The organism is Roseburia hominis (assembly GCA_040702975.1).
Classification (GTDB): domain Bacteria; phylum Bacillota; class Clostridia; order Lachnospirales; family Lachnospiraceae; genus Allocoprococcus; species Allocoprococcus hominis_A.
This window is the reverse complement of record CP159990.1, coordinates 1,702,943-1,719,936: the sequence shown is the minus strand read 5'-3', so window position 1 is coordinate 1,719,936 and position 16,994 is coordinate 1,702,943. Positions and strand designations below refer to the sequence as shown.

Genomic DNA, 16,994 nt, shown 5'->3' with positions numbered 1-16,994 from the left:
ACGCTAAACGACCGATAAGTTTTTCCATATATGTCTGCTCACGAGGTACTTAAATATGACGGATAATAGGTCTCATAGATACAATTAAATAAAAAGAGAGGAAAATCAGACAAGAAACAAATCTGATTTTCCTCTTTTTTATTTAATATTTCCTCTTTATCTCACTTAAATATGGCATCTCAATCGGGTCGATCGGATCGATGGGCTGTTCCGCCTGAATCTTGTCCTTTCTTCCCCGCATCCGAAGCAGCGCCCCGCCAAAATTATAGAGCCAAAAAGAATATACCAGCAGCTTATTCGCCCTTCCCATCTTATCCTTCGTGGTGCCGGTGTAAAATCCGCCTTTGGCCTGTATCGGCTTCCTGCTGCGTATCTGTTGAATCAGATCCAGCTCCGTCTTGATCGGATCCTCGAATTCCGTATACGCCATTCCCACGCAGTCCGGCCTGTGAGCGTCGCTTCCGCCCACTCCAATCTTCCCGTATTCCTCGGCCAGCTTTCTTGCCCCTTCATTCGATTCCGGGGACTCACAGGCGTTGAATACCTCAACAAAATCAAACTGCTCCATCAACTCCGGCGTTTTCTTAAAACATTTCGTGTGTGTAAAGCTGAGATATTTCTCCCCGCAGGGATGAGCCGGTCCACAGATTCCGCCGTGGTGATGCACGAAATTAATCAGAAGAGAAAGCGGCAGCCCCCTTAGTTCAAGAAGACGCATACGCACCCCCTGCGGCATAATGACCAGAATATGTCCCGCATCCCGGGTATCGTATTCGATCCCTTTGAGTACCACAAAATCCGGGTGCTCCTTGTCCTTCATCTGATATTTCCAATGCCGGTAACCATTATATGTGTCGTGATCGGTCACCACCATACCGTCGATTCCTTTATCTTTTAGTATCGAAATAAATTCCCCCAACGGCACTTTACTGTCGAGCGAGCCTTCCTTCACATGACAGTGCATATCAATTCTCATACACACCACTCCTCTCTTTGACAGTCAGATCCTCTGCTGAATATATCAGACCTTTTTACCCGCACAGCATGATCGCTGTACCAGCAACACATTTTTCTAATAGTCGTCGTCTTCGTCATCAGCATCCAGTATCGCTCTGGCCTTATCTATTTCCGACTCTACGGAATGCTCTTCTTTGATTGCCTGAGCGCGTTTACGATCTCTTCTTTTGATCTCGCCGGATTTCATGGTAAACTGAATCACCATGCCAAGGATAATGAGTACCACATATATAGCCACACATACGTATGGATTTTTGAGCCCGCTAAGTCCTGCGACCGCCCCGCCAAGTCCAAAACCACCATATATGGAAGTGACCACAATTACCATCGGTTCGAACCAGATCACTGCCAGAACGGCAAGGATTAACGCAACTACCGCAGCAATTCCCACAAAAATCCGATTATGAAATCCCAAAAGGCTGATAGCAATTCCACTGATAGCCGTAAAACTAAAGATAAACGCCCCAAACCGTTTGAAAATACCACTCAAAACGGCGATGACCACTGCAGATACGCCTGTAACGATCAGAAACACGTTCACCTCAAGTCCCAGCGCCAGGCTGACTGCAGCGCCTACGACAGCTCCCGCCGCCAGACCTGCAAGCACATTCCAGAGCCGTATCAGCTTCAAACCCAGCACGCAGATCAAAAGTGACACCACCGCGTTCACTGCCAGAACCGGTACAGTTAACTCTGCTCCTGTTTCCAGTATCGCTTCCGGATTACTTGTCAGACTATTTATCAAAGTGTTGATCTCTCCCATTAGAATCTCCTCCTCCGTATTAATTATTCCTCTCCTTCAATATTCATATCCCGCTTCACGGATTCCTCTTCCCAGAGTCTCCCTATTCTTCCGTTTCTGTGTCGGTACTCTTGATTGTTACTCCCTGTTTAACAAAATCGATCTTATTCCATGTGCTCTTATGCACCTTTACACCCGCATCTTTTCTCCACTTTTCGCAGGTATCATTGAACAACTCCTGCTTTCTCTCAGAGACGATGGTGGTCTTCTTCGTATCCGTTGCCTCCCTGTCAAGAAGACTGATCAGCTTTCCTACATAATATGCAGAAGTGTCTTCTACCACTGTGGTGACCTCTCCCTCTTTCAGCATATCTGCCGCAATCAGAAGATTCTGTGGAAGTGAGGTCGACTCATCATCAAAAGTAACGCTCGTGGCCTCATAGCCCTGCTCTTTTGCAAATGCCTCAAAGTCGTCGGCGTCTGCCGCACCATTTTTGAATGCTTCCGCCTTCTCCTTCAGCTCTGCCTTCTCCTCATCAGAAAGCGTGGTCTGATTGCCGTCTGCGTCCGTCGTGGTAAATGGAAACCGCACATACTGCAGCTTCTTCTGTGCTGCCTCCTCGTCGGAAACCTCAGTATCCGCGCCTTTGCCGATCTCTACACGCATCTTTTCCTGGATAGTCAAAAGCTCCAGCACCTTCTGTACCGTCGCCGCATCTCCTGAGATCACTTCCTTTTCTTCCTTCCCGTTCGCATCGGCAAAGCTCTCGGCTGCTTTCTTGATATTCTCCTTCTCCTCATCTGTCAGTTCAACATTGTATTCTGATTTGTGTGCGTCAAGTACATACAATGTCTCTAAGGATTCCATGATAGATTCTTTTATACTCTCCTCATACGTCTTTCCGTCCTGTGCTTCGCCAGCCCACAGGTCGGTTCCCATGAAGCTCGCATAATAGGTCTCATACTGTGCCTGCTGATAACGGGCGTAAAAATTCGCCACATCTGCTGTGATTTTCTCCTCACCCACTTCTGCGACCACCGCGCTTCCATCTAATTTTCCACAGCCTGTTATAGCCGCAGCCGTCATTGCTGCCGCCAGAACAAGCGAAACTATTCTTTTCTTCATTGAAAAAATCCTCCTTCGTTGTATCCCATCGCACGCCTTTTTCGGTGTACACGTTATAGTATAGCGTTTTTTAACATGACTGGCAATCATTTTCACAAAAAATGCATATTATTATCTCGATACGATTGCCCTATACCACAAGAGCATAAACTCTCACCAGTGTTCTTCATTATATCACTTCTGCAAGTACCAGAGAATGAATGTCTGATACCACACCGTTTATCTTCTCCAGCACCTCCTGATCCTTCTCCTTTTTCTTCCTGCGAAGATCCCTATAAATAAAATACGGAATCGCCTCCGCCTTAAAATTCAGCTCCCCGTTATATTTCTTCAAAAGCTGCGGGATCGCCTGCACATTTACCTTCGCTTTTTCATACATGGTAAACCGGAATTCTTCTCCTTTTTGTTCCACCGCCGTAATGTAAGCGCTGTGCGCAAAGGCCTTTAGCTGCGAAATTGCAAGAAGCTGCTGCACCTTTTTGGGCGGCTCCCCAAAACGGTCGATCAGCTCCTCCAGCATATCGTCCTTGTCCTCCTGCGTCTCGATCGCCGCTATCCGCTTATAAATATCCAGCTTCTGATATTCATTCGGAATATAGGACGGTGGAATAAAGGCATCGATATTCAGATCGATGGTCGTCGTAAAGAGATCCTCCGGCAGTTCTCCTTTCAGATGCCGGACCGCTTCATTTAACATCTTACAGTACAGATCGTATCCTACCGCCTCCATATGGCCGTGCTGCTCCTCACCCAAAAGGTTTCCGGCCCCGCGGATCTCCAGATCCCGCATGGCAATCTTGACGCCGGAGCCAAGATCCGTAAACTCCCGAATCGCCGCCAGCCGTTTCTCCGCCACCTCCTTAAGCAGTTTATCTCTTCGGTAAAGCAGGAAAGCGTAGGCCATGCGGTTGGATCTTCCCACGCGCCCTCTGAGCTGGTAGAGCTGAGAGAGTCCCATCTTATCCGCGTCGTGGATAATGATCGTATTTACATTGGAAATATCAAGTCCCGTCTCGATGATTGTGGTGGACACCAGCACGTCGATCTCTCCATTTATAAACTCGTACATGATCCGCTCCAGCTGGTGCTCCCGCATCTGACCATGCGCAGAAACCACCGTCGCCTCCGGCACCAGATTCTGAATGCGCGCCGTCACCTCCGCGATATCCTTGACACGATTATACACATAATAGACCTGGCCGCCCCGGGAAAGTTCACGCTCGATGGCTTCCCTGACCATCTCATCGCTGAACTCCATCACATACGTCTGGATCGGCATACGATCCATCGGCGCCTCCTCCAGCACACTCATATCCCGGATTCCGATCAGACTCATGTGGAGGGTACGCGGAATCGGCGTTGCCGTAAGCGTCAGAACGTCCACATTTTCCTTCAGCTTCTTGATCTTCTCCTTATGCTGTACGCCAAATCGCTGTTCCTCATCTATGACCAAAAGCCCCAGATCCTTGAACTGTACATCTTTGCTGAGGACACGATGCGTACCGATCAGAATGTCCACCTGTCCCTTCTTCAGATCCTGGAGCGTCTTCTTCTGCTGCGCAGGCGTGCGGAAACGGCAGAGCAGATCCACCCGCACCGGAAATTCCTTCATACGCTGGATAAAGGTGTTGTAGTGCTGCTGCGCCAGAATCGTGGTCGGCACCAGATACACCACCTGCTTATTCTCCTGCACCGCCTTGAACGCTGCCCGAATGGCGATTTCCGTTTTCCCGAATCCCACGTCCCCGCAGATCAGGCGGTCCATGATCTTCGGGCTCTCCATATCCCGCTTGGCCGCCTCGATCGCCAGGCGCTGATCCTCCGTCTCCTCAAAAGGAAACATCTCCTCAAACTCCCGCTGCCACACGGTATCTTTCTCATATACATAGCCCACCTTCGACTGGCGCGCCGCGTAAAGCTCCACCAGATCCCTGGCAATCTGCTGCACCGCACCGCGCACCCGCGTCTTGGTACGGCTCCACTCCTGACCTCCCAGCTTGTTAAGCCGTGGCTTCCTGGCATCGGCGCTGGCGTATTTCTGGATCAGGTCAAGCTGCGTCGCCGGAATATACAGATTCCCGCCGTCCGCATAGGAAATCTTCATGTAATCCTTGATCACCCTGTCGACCTCGATTTTTTCGATTCCCTTGTAAATGCCCAGCCCGTGATTCTCATGCACCACATAGTCCCCTGCTTTCAAATCGGAAAAATTCTGGATCTTCTGCCCTTCATATGCCTTTCTCTTCTTTTTCTTCCGGCTCTTCCCGAAAATATCCGTCTCGGAGATCACCATGAACTTGATCATCGGATACTCGTATCCCACTTCCACATGCCCGTAACAGACCATGATCTCCCGCGGCATCACTTCCCGCTCACTGTCTTCGCTATAAAAGCTGTTCAGATCGTAGTCCCGCAGATCCTCCGCCAGTCGTTTCGCCCGGGTCCTGGACCCGGAGATCAGTATCGTCCGATATCCATTCCGCTTCAGACGCTTCAGATCCTGGGTCAGCATCTCGAAGCTGTTGTTATAAGGATTCACACTTTTGACCTGGAGAGGGTATGTCTTGTTTACCAAAAACGGTCTGCATTTTGTTTCTAAAGCACTAAATCCAATCATTTGATAACGATTTAGTTTCTTTACAATCTCGTCCACCGTGAAAAACTCCGGCTTTAAGCCTCCTAAAGCAGAGCGGTCCTCGGTCTCCTCCCGCATTCTGCCGGCCTTTTCTACTTCCTCTTCCACTTTCTGCCCCTTCTCCAACAGGCGAACAGGCTCATCAAGAAATATTAAACTTTCTTTTTTATCTATATAGTCTATAAAAGAAACTTTTTCATCTCCATAAGGCATCTCATCTGCCGGGTACAGCACGATCTCTTCCAGATTCTCGATCGAGCGCTGGCTGTCCACGTCAAACGTCCGGATCGAGTCGATCTCATCTCCCCAGAACTCAATACGGATCGGCACCTCTTCCGTCAGAGGATAAATATCAAGAATTCCTCCCCTTACCGCAAACTGGCCGGGGCCTTCCACCTGGACCTCCCGCTCGTATCCCAGATGTGCGATCTTCTCCTGAAGAGCGGAAAAATCCCATGTCTCACCCACCTTAAGGGTGCACACCTTCCCGCGTATGACCTCCAGGGGCGCCAGAGCGTCCATAAATCCGTCAAAGGTCGTAATGACCGCGATCTCTTTATTTTCCAGAAGAGCCTGGACCACTTCCATTCTCTTTTGTACCAGTAATTTCCCATGAATATCTGCCTGATAAAAGAGCAGATCCTTTGCAGGATAGTACACGACCCTCTCCGTAAGGAAACGATATTCTTCATACATCTGTTTCGCCTTTTCCTCACCGGAAAGAACGATGACTGTGATAGGACAGCCATCGCTAAGTGCATAGATCATATGGGTCTTCTGAGAAGTGACGCAGCCGGACACAAGAAGCATTCCCGGCTTTTTCTGCCGCTGTTTTTGGAGTTCTTCAAATTCAGCCAGCTCCAAAAGAGGCGTTTTTAACGCTTTCATCTTTCCTTACTCCTTCATTTCCCTTTTCTTGTTATACTCATTCATCGCCTGGTCCACCTCGCGGTTCACGATCAGCGCCGCCGCTTCTGCCGCCAAACCGTAAGCCTCCTCCATCTGCCCTCTCTCTCCCTTTGAGAAATGTCCCAGCACATAATCTGCCAGATCATACCCCTTAGGCTTTTCTCCCACGCCTACCTTGATCCGGGGAAACACGTTCGTCCCCAGATGCGCAATGATATTCTTCAGTCCGTTGTGCCCCCCGGCACTGCCCTTTTTACGAATCCTGAGCTGCCCCACGTCCAGACTGATATCGTCATGGATCACGAGCAGTTCTTCCTCAGGGTCGACCTTATAGTATTCCACAAGGCTAATGATGCTCTCTCCGCTCAAATTCATGTACGTCTGCGGTTTTGCCAGAATCACCTTCTGGCCGGCGATGATTCCCTTGCCAATATAAGCGCGGTGCTTTCTCGTATCCACCGGTATATTATATTTTTCCGCCAGTAAATCTATCACATCAAATCCTACATTATGCCTGGTTCCCTTGTATCTGTCGTCCGGATTACCAAGTCCCGCTATGATAAACATCTCTTTCACCTCTTATTTCATTTCCTTTGGTCCACGTTCCTATTCTACTAAATCGCTCCTCATTTGTCACGCAAAACAAGCATAAATTTTCTCCTGTTTTCATATATTGTGTTAGACAGCAAATTACGGGATATGAATACATATGCTTTAATCGGGAGGTTACTATGAGTTCCAAAACCAAAATCATCGTCCTTCACATGAGGGAAATCATCTACACGGCCATCTTCGCCGTACTCGGGATCGTGATCCTATGCCTTTTATTCTTCATGTTCTTCTCCGGAGAGAAAAAAAGCGCTGCCGGACAGAAGAAGTATGCTCCGGGAATCTACACCTCCACTGTAACCCTGAACAATACGAATCTGGAAGTGGAAGTTGCAGTGGATAAGCAAAAGATCAACTCTATCCGCATCAGCAATCTGGACGAAACCGTCACCGCCATGTATCCTCTGATCCAGCCTGCGATCGAGGAGCTTGCCGATCAGATTTTGGAAAGCCAGTCGCTTGACAATATTCAGCTCTCCGAAGACAATCCCTACACTTCACAAATCCTGCTAAATGCCATCGACGAGGCACTCAAAAAGGCCGTAGTATCTTAAAACTACGGCCTTTATCCATTCTTTTCTTACCCTTCTACGATCAGGTACTGTCCACTCGGAAGTATGAATACTTCAGAAGCCTCCTCCAGCTCCTCGTCGCTCATTCCTTCCACATCAGCACCGCTCTCCTCAAAATATTCTCTGACCTCTTTCATAGAATCTACGATCACTGCCATGCAGTCCTCAAGAAATGCTTCTGCTTCCTCCAGGGTCTCGGCCACCGGTTCATCAAATAACTGCGACTGCCTCTTAATAAAGGTCCTCAGACAATCCTCGTCGTACTCAAACATATTGATATACCCTCCTTGGTCTTAGTGCAGTGAATCACTGACATCAGCAGTCTTATACTAAAACACTACACTAGCTATAAGTGATTCTAAAGGAATCTCAACAACTCTTCTGCGTGATCTATGACGGCATCTGCGCCGGAAGCATTTAAAATTTCTCTCGATCTGAAGCCCCAGGCTGCACCGATGGTGAGAAGGTGCGCCGCCTTCCCGGTCTTCATATCCACCTCGGAATCTCCAAGATAGATTCCCTCCCCGGGTTCTGCGCCCAGCCGGTCAAGAATCTGGTAGACTCCCGCCGGATCCGGTTTTCTCGGAATCTCGTCACACTGCCCCTGAATCATCTCGAATACTCCTGTTCCAAAAATCGTCTCCACCACATCGACCGCCTGTCTGTGCGGTTTATTGGAAAGAACGGCCAGGCTGATTTTTCGCGCCTTAAGTTCCTTAAGCATCTTAGCAACTCCATCGTAAGGCGCAACATGGTAGTTACAGTTCTCTCCAAATATTCTGCCGTAGATCTGCATTCCCTCTTCTATTCTCACGAGCTTTGCATCTCCTGACGCTCTCAAAGCACATTCCATCAGGACTCTTGCTCCATTTCCTACGAACTGCCGGCATTGCTGTGATGTAATCGAATTTAGTCCCATCTCCTTCAATGTCTCATTCACCGAGAAAGTCAGGGATTCCAGGGTATCTGTCAGGGTTCCGTCCAAATCAAATATACACGCTTTAATCATTGTCTCTCTCCTTGTCTATGATTATCATAGTATGAACCCTGTCAAATTTCAATATAAAAATACGTTTTTTAGTCAAAATGTTTATTCTAAATACTGACGCATAGCCTTAAGCGCCCCCTTCTCCAGTCTGCTGACCTGAGCCTGCGAGATCTGGATCTCCTGGGCCACCTCCATCTGCGTTTTTCCCTCAAAAAAACGCAGTTTAATAATGTATCTCTCCCTCTCCCCCAAACGCTCCATAGCCGCCTGCAAAGACAGATCCTCCACCCATCTTTCTTCCTTGTTCTTTTTATCACTGATCTGATCCATGACATAGAGGGCGTCCCCGTTATCGTTGTAGACCGGCTCATTCAGGCTTACAGGCATCTGAATCGCGTCCAGGGCATATACGATATCCTCCTTGGAAATGCCGATCTCCTCCGCGATTTCCTGCACCGTCGGCTCCTTTAAGTTCTTGCGGATATAATTTTCCTTTGCATAGATCGCTTTGTAGGCCGTATCCCGCAGCGAACGGCTGACCCGAATAGAATTATTGTCCCGCATATAGCGCCTGATCTCGCCGATGATCATCGGGACCGCATAGGTGGAGAATTTCACCTCCAGATCCGGGTTAAAATTATTGATTGCCTTGATCAGCCCGATGCAGCCGATTTGAAACAGGTCGTCGGGATTTTCCCCGCTGGATACGAAACGTTTGATCACACTTAAGACCAGCCGCAGATTTCCCTTAATGTAACGTTCCTTTGCCGCCTCGTCTCCCTGTTTGATGCGGACAAACAGAGCCTCCTTCTCTTCTTCATTCAGAAGCGGCAGCTTTGCCGTATTGACTCCGCAGATTTCTACTTTATTCAGTGCCATGTCTTATGTCCTCCTAACCAATTCCAGTTAGTAGAATTTTTCCTCGAATGGAATTCATTTATACGAATGTGGGGAAAATATAAAAAATATTAGACCTTGACATTTTATTTCCATAAACAGCGAGCCAAGTGACCATCTTGCATGGCTGCCGCCTTAAGGGAAACCGGAACAGTTTACTATTTTTTAATATATATTTTTGTTCTTACAGTTACAGATTTAACAAATATATAGTATAATATGATATATCTAAATCAAAATACAGCCGCAGATTCCAGCATTTTGCACAACATTTCTCCACTTTCGTGGGATTGCAGGATACTTTTATCACGGACTGTCCAAAGGAGTTGACGTATATGAAACTTACATTTATCGGTGCCGCTCATGAAGTTACGGGAAGCTGCCATTATCTGGAGGCCTGTGGGAAGCATATCCTGATAGACTGCGGTATGGAGCAGGGCCCGGATCTCTATGAGAACCAGGAGATTCCGGTCGCCGCCTCAGACATTGATTACGTCCTGCTCACGCACGCGCACATCGATCATTCCGGCAACCTGCCTCTGCTTTCCAAACACGGCTTTACCGGGGAGGTGATCTCCACCTTCGCCACCAGCGATCTGGCAAATATCATGCTTCGCGACAGCGCGCATATCCAGATGTTCGAGGCAGAATGGCGCAACAGAAAGGCAAAACGTTCCGGCGCTCCGCTTTATGAGCCTGTATACTCGATGGAGGACGCGGAAAATGTTATCAGCCGCTTTTCTCCCATCGATTATGACCAGACGATCACCCTCTGCGAGGGAATCCAGGTGCGTTTTACGGACGTCGGCCATCTGCTCGGTTCCTCCTGCATCGAGGTCTGGATCACGGAAGACGGCACCACGAAGAAGATTGTTTTTTCCGGCGACGTGGGAAATACGAATCAACCCATCATCAAGAATCCGCAGAAGGTCGCGGAAGCGGATTATGTGGTCATCGAATCCACCTATGGCGACCGGATCCACTCCGACCACAAACCGGATTATGTCGGAGATTTTACCCGGATACTGCGCGAGACCTTTGCCAAAGGCGGCAATGTGGTCATTCCTTCCTTTGCGGTAGGGCGCACACAGGAACTCCTGTATTTTATCAGAGAGATCAAAGAAAACAATCTATTACCGGAATATCCTGGATTTGAAGTTTATGTAGACAGTCCGCTTGCCATCGAGGCCACCAATGCATTTCGCAAGAATATCTACTCCTGCTTCGATGAGGACGCCATGGCCCTGATAGACAAAGGAACCAACCCTTTGATCTTCCCGGGCCTTAAGACGACGATCACCAGCGACGAATCAAAGGGAATCAATATTAACGACGAACCCAAGGTCATCATCTCCGCTTCCGGCATGTGCGACGCCGGACGAATCCGCCACCACTTGAAGCATAATCTCTGGCGGAAAGAATGTACGATCCTGTTCGTGGGCTACCAGGCCGCAGGAACCCTCGGCAGAAAGCTCATCGAGGGAGCCCAAAGTGTGAAGCTCTTCGGTGAAAATGTGGAAGTAAACGCGCGAATCGAGTCGCTTAAGGGCATCAGCGGACACGCAGATATGAACGGTCTTTTAGACTGGCTTGACGGCTTCCAGAAAAAACCGGAGCATGTGTTCGTGGTACACGGCGAAGATACCGTCACCGATTCCTTTGCCGGGACGATAACCGAGCGATTTGGTATACCGGCATTCGCCCCCTATTCCGGCGGATGCGTAGATCTTGCGACCGATACGATCTTATGTCCGGGAATCCGCTCACCGAAGCGCGCGGTAGAAAAACCGACACGCCAGAGGGCAAGAGAAGCCTTTGAACGTGTTGTGGCGGCAGCGAAACGGCTTATGGCTGTCGTGCTTAAGAATGAAGGTCTGGCGAATAAGGATCTGGCGAAATTTGAGGCGCAGATTTTGAATTTGGCGGATAAGTGGGATAGGGAGATTTGAAAGGTTTTGTAGTCCGCAGGACAGGGGGAAGGTGATTGCTCCGACGCTAAAGCTCACTGCGGCTAGTGCACGAAACTGTAAATGTCCCAGGCAGGCGGCGTGTGGGCCTTCTGCCTGGGGCATTAACATTTTCGGCACGGATCCTCCGTGAGCGCCGCTTAACCTGCGCAATCTCCTTCCCCCTGTCCTGCTCACTCAAAATTTCGGCATACTGGTGAAGTTGTGTGGGGGACGTGTTTGGTAATGGGCGGAATAAAGCCAGATTGGCAGGAATCATTTTCCCCTTGCGACCTCCGCTAGGTGCCTCCCGCCCCGGCGGTCTACAACACCCGCCCTAATTCCCTGCGCAGCCTCTGCATAATTTTTTTCTCGAGCCGGGAAATATAGGATTGGGAGATTCCCAACTGGTCGGCAACCTCTTTTTGGGTCTTTTCTTCTCCGTCTGTGGTTCCGAGGCCGAAGCGCATCTGGACGATGGTTCTTTCACGCGAGCTTAGGCGGCTGATGGCTTTTATGAGGAGTTTCCGCTCTGCTTCATTTTCCATGTCGCGGTAAATGGTGTCCTCCTCGGTTCCCAGGATATCGGAAAGGAGGAGTTCGTTGCCGTCCCAGTCTACGTTCAGGGGCTCGTCGATGGAGACCTCCATCTTGGTCTTGCTGTTGCGGCGCAGATACATAAGGATCTCGTTTTCGATGCAGCGTGACGCGTAGGTGGCAAGTTTAATCTTTTTGTCCGGGTTGAAGGTGTTGATCGCTTTGATCAGGCCGATGGTGCCGATAGAGATCAGGTCTTCCACTCCCACTCCGGTGTTATCGAATTTTTTGGCTATGTATACGACCAGGCGCAGATTGTGCTCGATCAGTAATTTCTTTCCTTTTTCGTCCTCTTCGGTTCCCAGCCAGGAAATGGCTTTCGCCTCGTCCACCGCTTCTAAGGGGGCGGGAAGTACGTCGGAACCGCCGATGTAATGGATATCCTGTTTTTCCGGAAACAGGATCGTGCGGAAGGTGGGAATCATTTTCAGTTTAAATTGATTGGGCATAGCAACTTTTATCATCATCTTTTTTCCTCCTAGCATTCTTCAGGGTGCAATATCATTTCAAAGGTTCCATTTCCAAATTGCTGCTGTCCGGAAATTCCGAGAAGGGGGTTTTCGATCACTTTCTCAGAATCCAGATGCAGGCAGATTTTCTCAATCGTAATTACCGGTAACAGATTCTCTCCGCTTTGGATCGTGTGGTATGGTATATACCTCACTTTTTGTATTTTTTCATTATCAGTTAACTTTTCTATTGCTTTTCTACTAATTATGTGAACAGGCTTTCCAGTCAGTGCATCTTTCAGGCTATTTCCGCTGTCAATGACTGCATTTACCCGTATCGTTTTCTCTCCCAGATACAGCGTCGCTTCCACGTGGCTTCCCTTCATTTTCCAGAATTTTTCCAGAAATGTAAGGAGAGCCCACACCAGATGATAGCTGACGATCAGAGCCGCAAGGAACAGGATTCCGATTCGGAACCGCCCGTGCAGATAGCTGCCAAGCCATGTCAGGATCCCTCCGTAGAGGAAGCTGATGAGATATAGCAGAAGCCATGCCCTGATAAAGGTTCTGGTCTCTTTTATTTTCAGCCCGATCTTAATCATTCCTGCACTGACCAGTGCGTGAAAGCAGATGAATTTTACGGCAGATGCTGCGGGAATGCAGATGACAATGCAGGTTCCCGCAGCGCCGGCAAATGCTCCTAAAAGGACATGGAAATGAGTGGCAGAACATTTCAGTATCCTTTTTTCTGTCAGGAGCACCAGATAATCCATGACGAAATTTACAAGGAAAAATACGTCTATGTATAATTCATACTGCACATCGGCGCCTTCTTTCTCTTCAGATACAAAATCGATTTGGTACTTAAGCAAGGTCTATTATATCGAAAGGCGTTTTGATATTTTGTCAGAAGATGCCATGCCCCCTTATTTTTCTTCGACACCCCAGTTTTTGGGAGATGCGTCTTGAAAATGTCGAAATGTTTATTTTTTCTATTGAAAATACAGTCGAAATGAAAGAATTTGGAATAATTCAGAGTGAAAAATTACTTTGAAATGTACTTGACACACTTAGTGGTAGATTAAAACTACTGCCATCACAAGATATGTTTTTTCTTCCTGTCATAGATGCTCACATGTCATGCACCCCAAATAAGGTCCACCGAACCTTCGCTCAGGTATACCCGGCAATAAAAAAGAGACATGCCGAAACATATCTCTTTCTTTCTCATACTATTCTATTTACAAACTGTGCCCTGATCGCGGCTCCTTATTTCTTAAAGAAATCCGGAATCTTGATGGACTGTTCTTTTACCGTGCTGGTCGGTTTTCTCGGAGTCTGCAGCTGCGGCATACCTCCTCCTACACCCTGTCCTCTCGGTACATAGGTAGTTCTCTCCACACCAAACTCCGGTCTCTGGGTCATGGTTCTCTCGCCTGTAGATGCTCCGGGGAACATGGTGGACTTATGCTCCAGTCTGGACTGCAGCTTGGAAGCGGTGCCTCCTACACTGTGAAGTCCGGTAGCGATGACCGTAATGGTCGCTTCATCAGACTTGGAGTCGTCGTACATTGCACCAAAGATAATGTTAGCATCTTCACCTGCAAGATCCTGCACATATTCTGCTGCATCGCTTGCATCCATAAGAGTGATATCACCGGAAATATTGATGATAACATGGGACGCACCTGCGATCGTTGTCTCGAGCAGCGGGCTGGCAACAGCCTGTTTTACCGCTTCCAGTGCCTTGTCATCGCCTTTGCCCTGTCCGATACCGATGTGGGCAATTCCCTTATCGGTCATAACAGTCTGTACATCCGCGAAATCAAGGTTGATCAGTGACGGTACGTTAATCAAATCTGTGATACCCTGGATACCCTGCTGAAGAACCTCGTCAGCTTTCTTAAGAGCTTCCGGCATTGTGGTTCTTCTGTCTACGATCTCAAGCAGTTTATCGTTCGGGATTACAATCAATGTATCTACATTCTCTTTGAGCTTCTCGATTCCGGCAAGGGCGTTATTCATTCTGGTCTTGGACTCAAAACGGAACGGCTTGGTCACTACGCCAACGGTAAGTGCCCCCTGCTCCTTGGCAATACGTGCCACGACCGGAGTCGCACCGGTTCCTGTTCCGCCGCCCATACCACAGGTAACGAATACCATATCGGCTCCTTTGAGCGCTGCGGAAATCTCTTCTGCGCTCTCTTCTGCTGCTTTCTCACCGATCTCGGGTTTTGCTCCTGCACCGAGCCCCTTTGTGAGCTTGTCCCCGATCTGCATCAGTGTCGGAGCCTTGCAAAGCTGAAGTGCCTGTTTATCTGTATTAATCGCGATAAATTCCACGCCTGCAATCTGTTCGTCAATCATTCGGTTTACTGCATTGTTTCCGCCACCGCCTACACCAATTACTATAATCTTAGCAGCAGCCTCTGATTCGTTTGTCTTAATTTCTAACAAGAGTTTCTCCTCCTTCGTCACCTTATTATCTTATACACCCTATAAGCCCAATATACGATTAGCTATATATAGACTATAATATAGTCTTTTTCCCAAAATATCAATAGAATTTTGTATATTTTCTTATTTTTTTAATCACTTTGTACACTTTTTTGATTCCTGAGGGGGTATTTTTATTTCCCATCCGGCAAAACGTCCTTAATAAAACTGATACTGGTATTATTTTCGTCATAATGTTCTAAATGGAGAGTCCCTTTTTGCTCCCCCAGCTTCTCCAGAATCGGCGGGATTTGTGCAATTCTGTCTCCAAAATTCTCATCTCCCAGGATCACGCACTTATTTCCAAAATAAAGCTGCAGATCCGAACCGCTGCATACGATCCGGTCCGGTTTCAGGTCATATTTTTTCAGGGACTGACTCATATCCAGAAGATGCTCAAACACCTTCTTGTTCTCCTTACTCACCGGAAGCTCCTCGAACAAAGTCACCTTCTCCACATTCAGCCCTTCAATGCAGGGGACATCGTCCCACCACTCCCTTGTCTGTGCCAAAACGATTCCGTCTTTGTCGAAATACACCGCCTCTTCTCCAAGCATAATATAGCCGACAATCCGCTTTTCCTGCACCGTCACCTTCACGGTCCAGGGACTTTTAAGCCCCACCTTTACATTCTCCATCGCCGGAAGCATCTCATAATCCAGCAGATGGAACTTTATCATCAGGTAGACCGAATTCGTGGAAAGCTCGTCCTCCTGAAGCCAGTCCGCAACCTCCTGGTTCGTCAGATACCGGTTTCCGCTCACCTCGATCCTTCTCACCTGAAACAACAGAAGAAAGACGATCATGACAAAGCAGAACAGCATGACGCTCAGAATGATTGCGTAAATCGTTCGTTTCCTGATCCTTCTTCCTCTTTTGTTCTGTTCATCACCCATATGTAACCTCCTTATTAACTCCCCTAAGTCCTACCGTCATTTTACCATCCGCGAGACATTTAGCACAAGCCCCATTTCCACCAAAAGGAACACCACCGAAGTCCCCCCGTAGCTGACGAACGGCAGCGTAATCCCCGTATTGGGAATCGTATTCGTCACGACCGCGATATTCAGTATAACCTGTATCATCATGTGTGCCATCGCCCCCGATGCGATTAAAGCCCCAAAAAGATCCTTTGCGTGGGTTGCGATCAGGAAAAAACGCCAGATCAGAAGCAGGAATAACAGCACGATAAGCGAAGCGCCCACCAGCCCCAGTTCCTCACAGATAATCGAGAAAATCATATCATTCTGTGCTTCCGGTACGAATCCCAGCTTCTGTACACTATTTCCAAGCCCGGTCCCAAAAAGTCCGCCGGAGCCGATCGCGTAAAGTCCCTGCAGGGTCTGATAGCCTTTTTCAAACTTCTCCGGGTCACGCCAGATTGCAAGACGTTCCAGGCGATAGCTCTCCAGCGCCAGGAAAATTCCCATGAAGCCGACTCCCAGCGCGCCCATGCCGATGAACTGCGCATATTTAGGGCTGGCCACGAACACCAGGATCACACCGATTCCCAGAATGATGATGGCCGTGCTTAAATTGCTCGCTCCCACCAGGCCCACGATCGGCAGGATCCAGACCATGATCCGGATCAGCGTACTCATCTTCCCGATTTCTTTCGCATGCCTGGTCACCAGATACGCCAGAAACACGATCAGCGCCACCTTGGAAAATTCCGAGGGCTGAAATGAAAAGGGGCCCAAAGACAGCCATCTTTTAGACCCGTTATACTCACTTCCAAATAACATAACCGCCACGGAAAGGGCCACTGCCGCCAGATACCCGAGCGTGGCAAGTCTCCCCCACACGTGATAGTCGATCCCTGCCACAAACAGCATCGCAGCGATTCCCAGTACCGTCGCAAACGCCTGCTTTTTCAGATAGTAGAAAGAATCATGAAACTTCACCTGCCCATTATAGGCACTGGTGCTGTAAAGGATCACAAGACCGATTCCCACCAGCAGAAGCACGATCCCCAAAAGCGTCAGATCCATACGTCCGCCTTTGTCCGTTT

Annotated in this window: 15 protein-coding genes; 2 read left to right on the top strand and 13 right to left on the bottom strand. The window is 48.5% G+C overall.

Translation table 11 applies throughout. The annotated features are described in order from the left end of the window. Positions 1-142: 142 nt before the first annotated feature. The 5 genes from ABXS75_08050 to pth form a co-directional block, all read right to left on the bottom strand. Positions 143-976: a PHP domain-containing protein gene (locus ABXS75_08050; GenBank protein XCP86731.1), complete on the bottom strand. Its 834-nt coding sequence runs from the start codon at positions 974-976 to the stop codon at positions 143-145. Positions 977-1,072: 96 nt separating this feature from the next. Beyond that, positions 1,073-1,780 (bottom strand): hypothetical protein, encoded by a 708-nt coding sequence (locus tag ABXS75_08045; protein ID XCP86730.1) that lies wholly within the window; start codon positions 1,778-1,780, stop codon positions 1,073-1,075. An 82-nt stretch (positions 1,781-1,862) separates the two neighbouring features. After that, the gene (locus ABXS75_08040; GenBank protein XCP86729.1) at positions 1,863-2,885 is read right to left on the bottom strand and encodes a peptidyl-prolyl cis-trans isomerase; all 1,023 of its coding nucleotides are present in this window, start codon (positions 2,883-2,885) and stop codon (positions 1,863-1,865) included. A 169-nt stretch (positions 2,886-3,054) separates the two neighbouring features. Further along, positions 3,055-6,408, bottom strand: a complete 3,354-nt coding sequence (mfd, locus tag ABXS75_08035) for a transcription-repair coupling factor (GenBank protein XCP86728.1) — start codon at positions 6,406-6,408, stop codon at positions 3,055-3,057. Positions 6,409-6,414: 6 nt separating this feature from the next. After that, on the bottom strand, positions 6,415-6,996 hold the full coding sequence (gene pth / locus ABXS75_08030) for an aminoacyl-tRNA hydrolase (protein ID XCP86727.1): 582 nt from the start codon (positions 6,994-6,996) through the stop codon (positions 6,415-6,417). 164 nt (positions 6,997-7,160) lie between these two features. Here pth and ABXS75_08025 point away from each other — a divergent pair, with 164 nt between their 5' ends. Continuing rightward, positions 7,161-7,592, top strand: coding sequence for a hypothetical protein (locus tag ABXS75_08025; GenBank protein ID XCP86726.1), 432 nt, complete (start codon positions 7,161-7,163; stop codon positions 7,590-7,592). Between the two features lie 26 nt (positions 7,593-7,618). On the opposite strand, the gene ABXS75_08020 is transcribed toward ABXS75_08025, so the two are convergent. The 3 genes from ABXS75_08020 to sigG form a co-directional block, all read right to left on the bottom strand. Next, positions 7,619-7,882, bottom strand: a complete 264-nt coding sequence (locus ABXS75_08020; GenBank protein ID XCP86725.1) for a glyoxalase — start codon at positions 7,880-7,882, stop codon at positions 7,619-7,621. An 86-nt stretch (positions 7,883-7,968) separates the two neighbouring features. Then, positions 7,969-8,619: an HAD family hydrolase gene (locus ABXS75_08015; GenBank protein ID XCP86724.1), complete on the bottom strand. Its 651-nt coding sequence runs from the start codon at positions 8,617-8,619 to the stop codon at positions 7,969-7,971. 81 nt (positions 8,620-8,700) lie between these two features. Next, a complete protein-coding gene (gene sigG / locus ABXS75_08010) occupies positions 8,701-9,477 on the bottom strand; it encodes an RNA polymerase sporulation sigma factor SigG (protein XCP86723.1) in 777 nt (258 codons plus the stop codon). Between the two features lie 353 nt (positions 9,478-9,830). Between sigG and ABXS75_08005 the strand changes: the two genes are divergently transcribed. Continuing rightward, on the top strand, positions 9,831-11,444 hold the full coding sequence (locus ABXS75_08005) for an MBL fold metallo-hydrolase (protein ID XCP86722.1): 1,614 nt from the start codon (positions 9,831-9,833) through the stop codon (positions 11,442-11,444). 320 nt (positions 11,445-11,764) lie between these two features. Here ABXS75_08005 and sigE read toward each other — a convergent pair whose 3' ends face one another. The 5 genes from sigE to ABXS75_07980 all read right to left on the bottom strand — a co-directional run bounded on the left by sigE (position 11,765) and on the right by ABXS75_07980 (position 16,974). Next, positions 11,765-12,505 (bottom strand): RNA polymerase sporulation sigma factor SigE, encoded by a 741-nt coding sequence (sigE, locus tag ABXS75_08000; GenBank protein ID XCP86721.1) that lies wholly within the window; start codon positions 12,503-12,505, stop codon positions 11,765-11,767. A gap of 11 nt (positions 12,506-12,516) precedes the next feature. After that, positions 12,517-13,308 (bottom strand): sigma-E processing peptidase SpoIIGA, encoded by a 792-nt coding sequence (locus tag ABXS75_07995; GenBank protein XCP86720.1) that lies wholly within the window; start codon positions 13,306-13,308, stop codon positions 12,517-12,519. 448 nt (positions 13,309-13,756) lie between these two features. Beyond that, positions 13,757-14,944: a cell division protein FtsZ gene (ftsZ, locus tag ABXS75_07990; GenBank protein XCP86719.1), complete on the bottom strand. Its 1,188-nt coding sequence runs from the start codon at positions 14,942-14,944 to the stop codon at positions 13,757-13,759. Positions 14,945-15,117: 173 nt separating this feature from the next. Further along, a complete protein-coding gene (locus tag ABXS75_07985) occupies positions 15,118-15,879 on the bottom strand; it encodes an FtsQ-type POTRA domain-containing protein (protein ID XCP86718.1) in 762 nt (253 codons plus the stop codon). A gap of 36 nt (positions 15,880-15,915) precedes the next feature. Continuing rightward, positions 15,916-16,974 carry a putative peptidoglycan glycosyltransferase FtsW gene (locus tag ABXS75_07980; GenBank protein ID XCP87110.1) on the bottom strand — a complete coding sequence of 353 codons (1,059 nt, stop codon included), beginning with the start codon at positions 16,972-16,974 and terminating at the stop codon, positions 15,916-15,918. Positions 16,975-16,994 lie beyond the last annotated feature (20 nt).

Bases quoted from the DNA above. Each gene is read 5' to 3' on its own strand.
- ABXS75_08050 (XCP86731.1), bottom strand. From the start codon at position 976: ATGAGAATTGATATGCACTGTCATGTGAAGGAAGGCTCGCTCGACAGT.
- ABXS75_08045 (XCP86730.1), bottom strand. From the start codon at position 1,780: ATGGGAGAGATCAACACTTTGATAAATAGTCTGACAAGTAATCCGGAA.
- ABXS75_08040 (XCP86729.1), bottom strand. From the start codon at position 2,885: ATGAAGAAAAGAATAGTTTCGCTTGTTCTGGCGGCAGCAATGACGGCT.
- mfd (XCP86728.1), bottom strand. From the start codon at position 6,408: ATGAAAGCGTTAAAAACGCCTCTTTTGGAGCTGGCTGAATTTGAAGAA.
- pth (XCP86727.1), bottom strand. From the start codon at position 6,996: ATGTTTATCATAGCGGGACTTGGTAATCCGGACGACAGATACAAGGGA.
- ABXS75_08025 (XCP86726.1), top strand. From the start codon at position 7,161: ATGAGTTCCAAAACCAAAATCATCGTCCTTCACATGAGGGAAATCATC.
- ABXS75_08020 (XCP86725.1), bottom strand. From the start codon at position 7,882: ATGTTTGAGTACGACGAGGATTGTCTGAGGACCTTTATTAAGAGGCAG.
- ABXS75_08015 (XCP86724.1), bottom strand. From the start codon at position 8,619: ATGATTAAAGCGTGTATATTTGATTTGGACGGAACCCTGACAGATACC.
- sigG (XCP86723.1), bottom strand. From the start codon at position 9,477: ATGGCACTGAATAAAGTAGAAATCTGCGGAGTCAATACGGCAAAGCTG.
- ABXS75_08005 (XCP86722.1), top strand. From the start codon at position 9,831: ATGAAACTTACATTTATCGGTGCCGCTCATGAAGTTACGGGAAGCTGC.
- sigE (XCP86721.1), bottom strand. From the start codon at position 12,505: ATGATGATAAAAGTTGCTATGCCCAATCAATTTAAACTGAAAATGATT.
- ABXS75_07985 (XCP86718.1), bottom strand. From the start codon at position 15,879: ATGGGTGATGAACAGAACAAAAGAGGAAGAAGGATCAGGAAACGAACG.
- ABXS75_07980 (XCP87110.1), bottom strand. From the start codon at position 16,974: ATGGATCTGACGCTTTTGGGGATCGTGCTTCTGCTGGTGGGAATCGGT.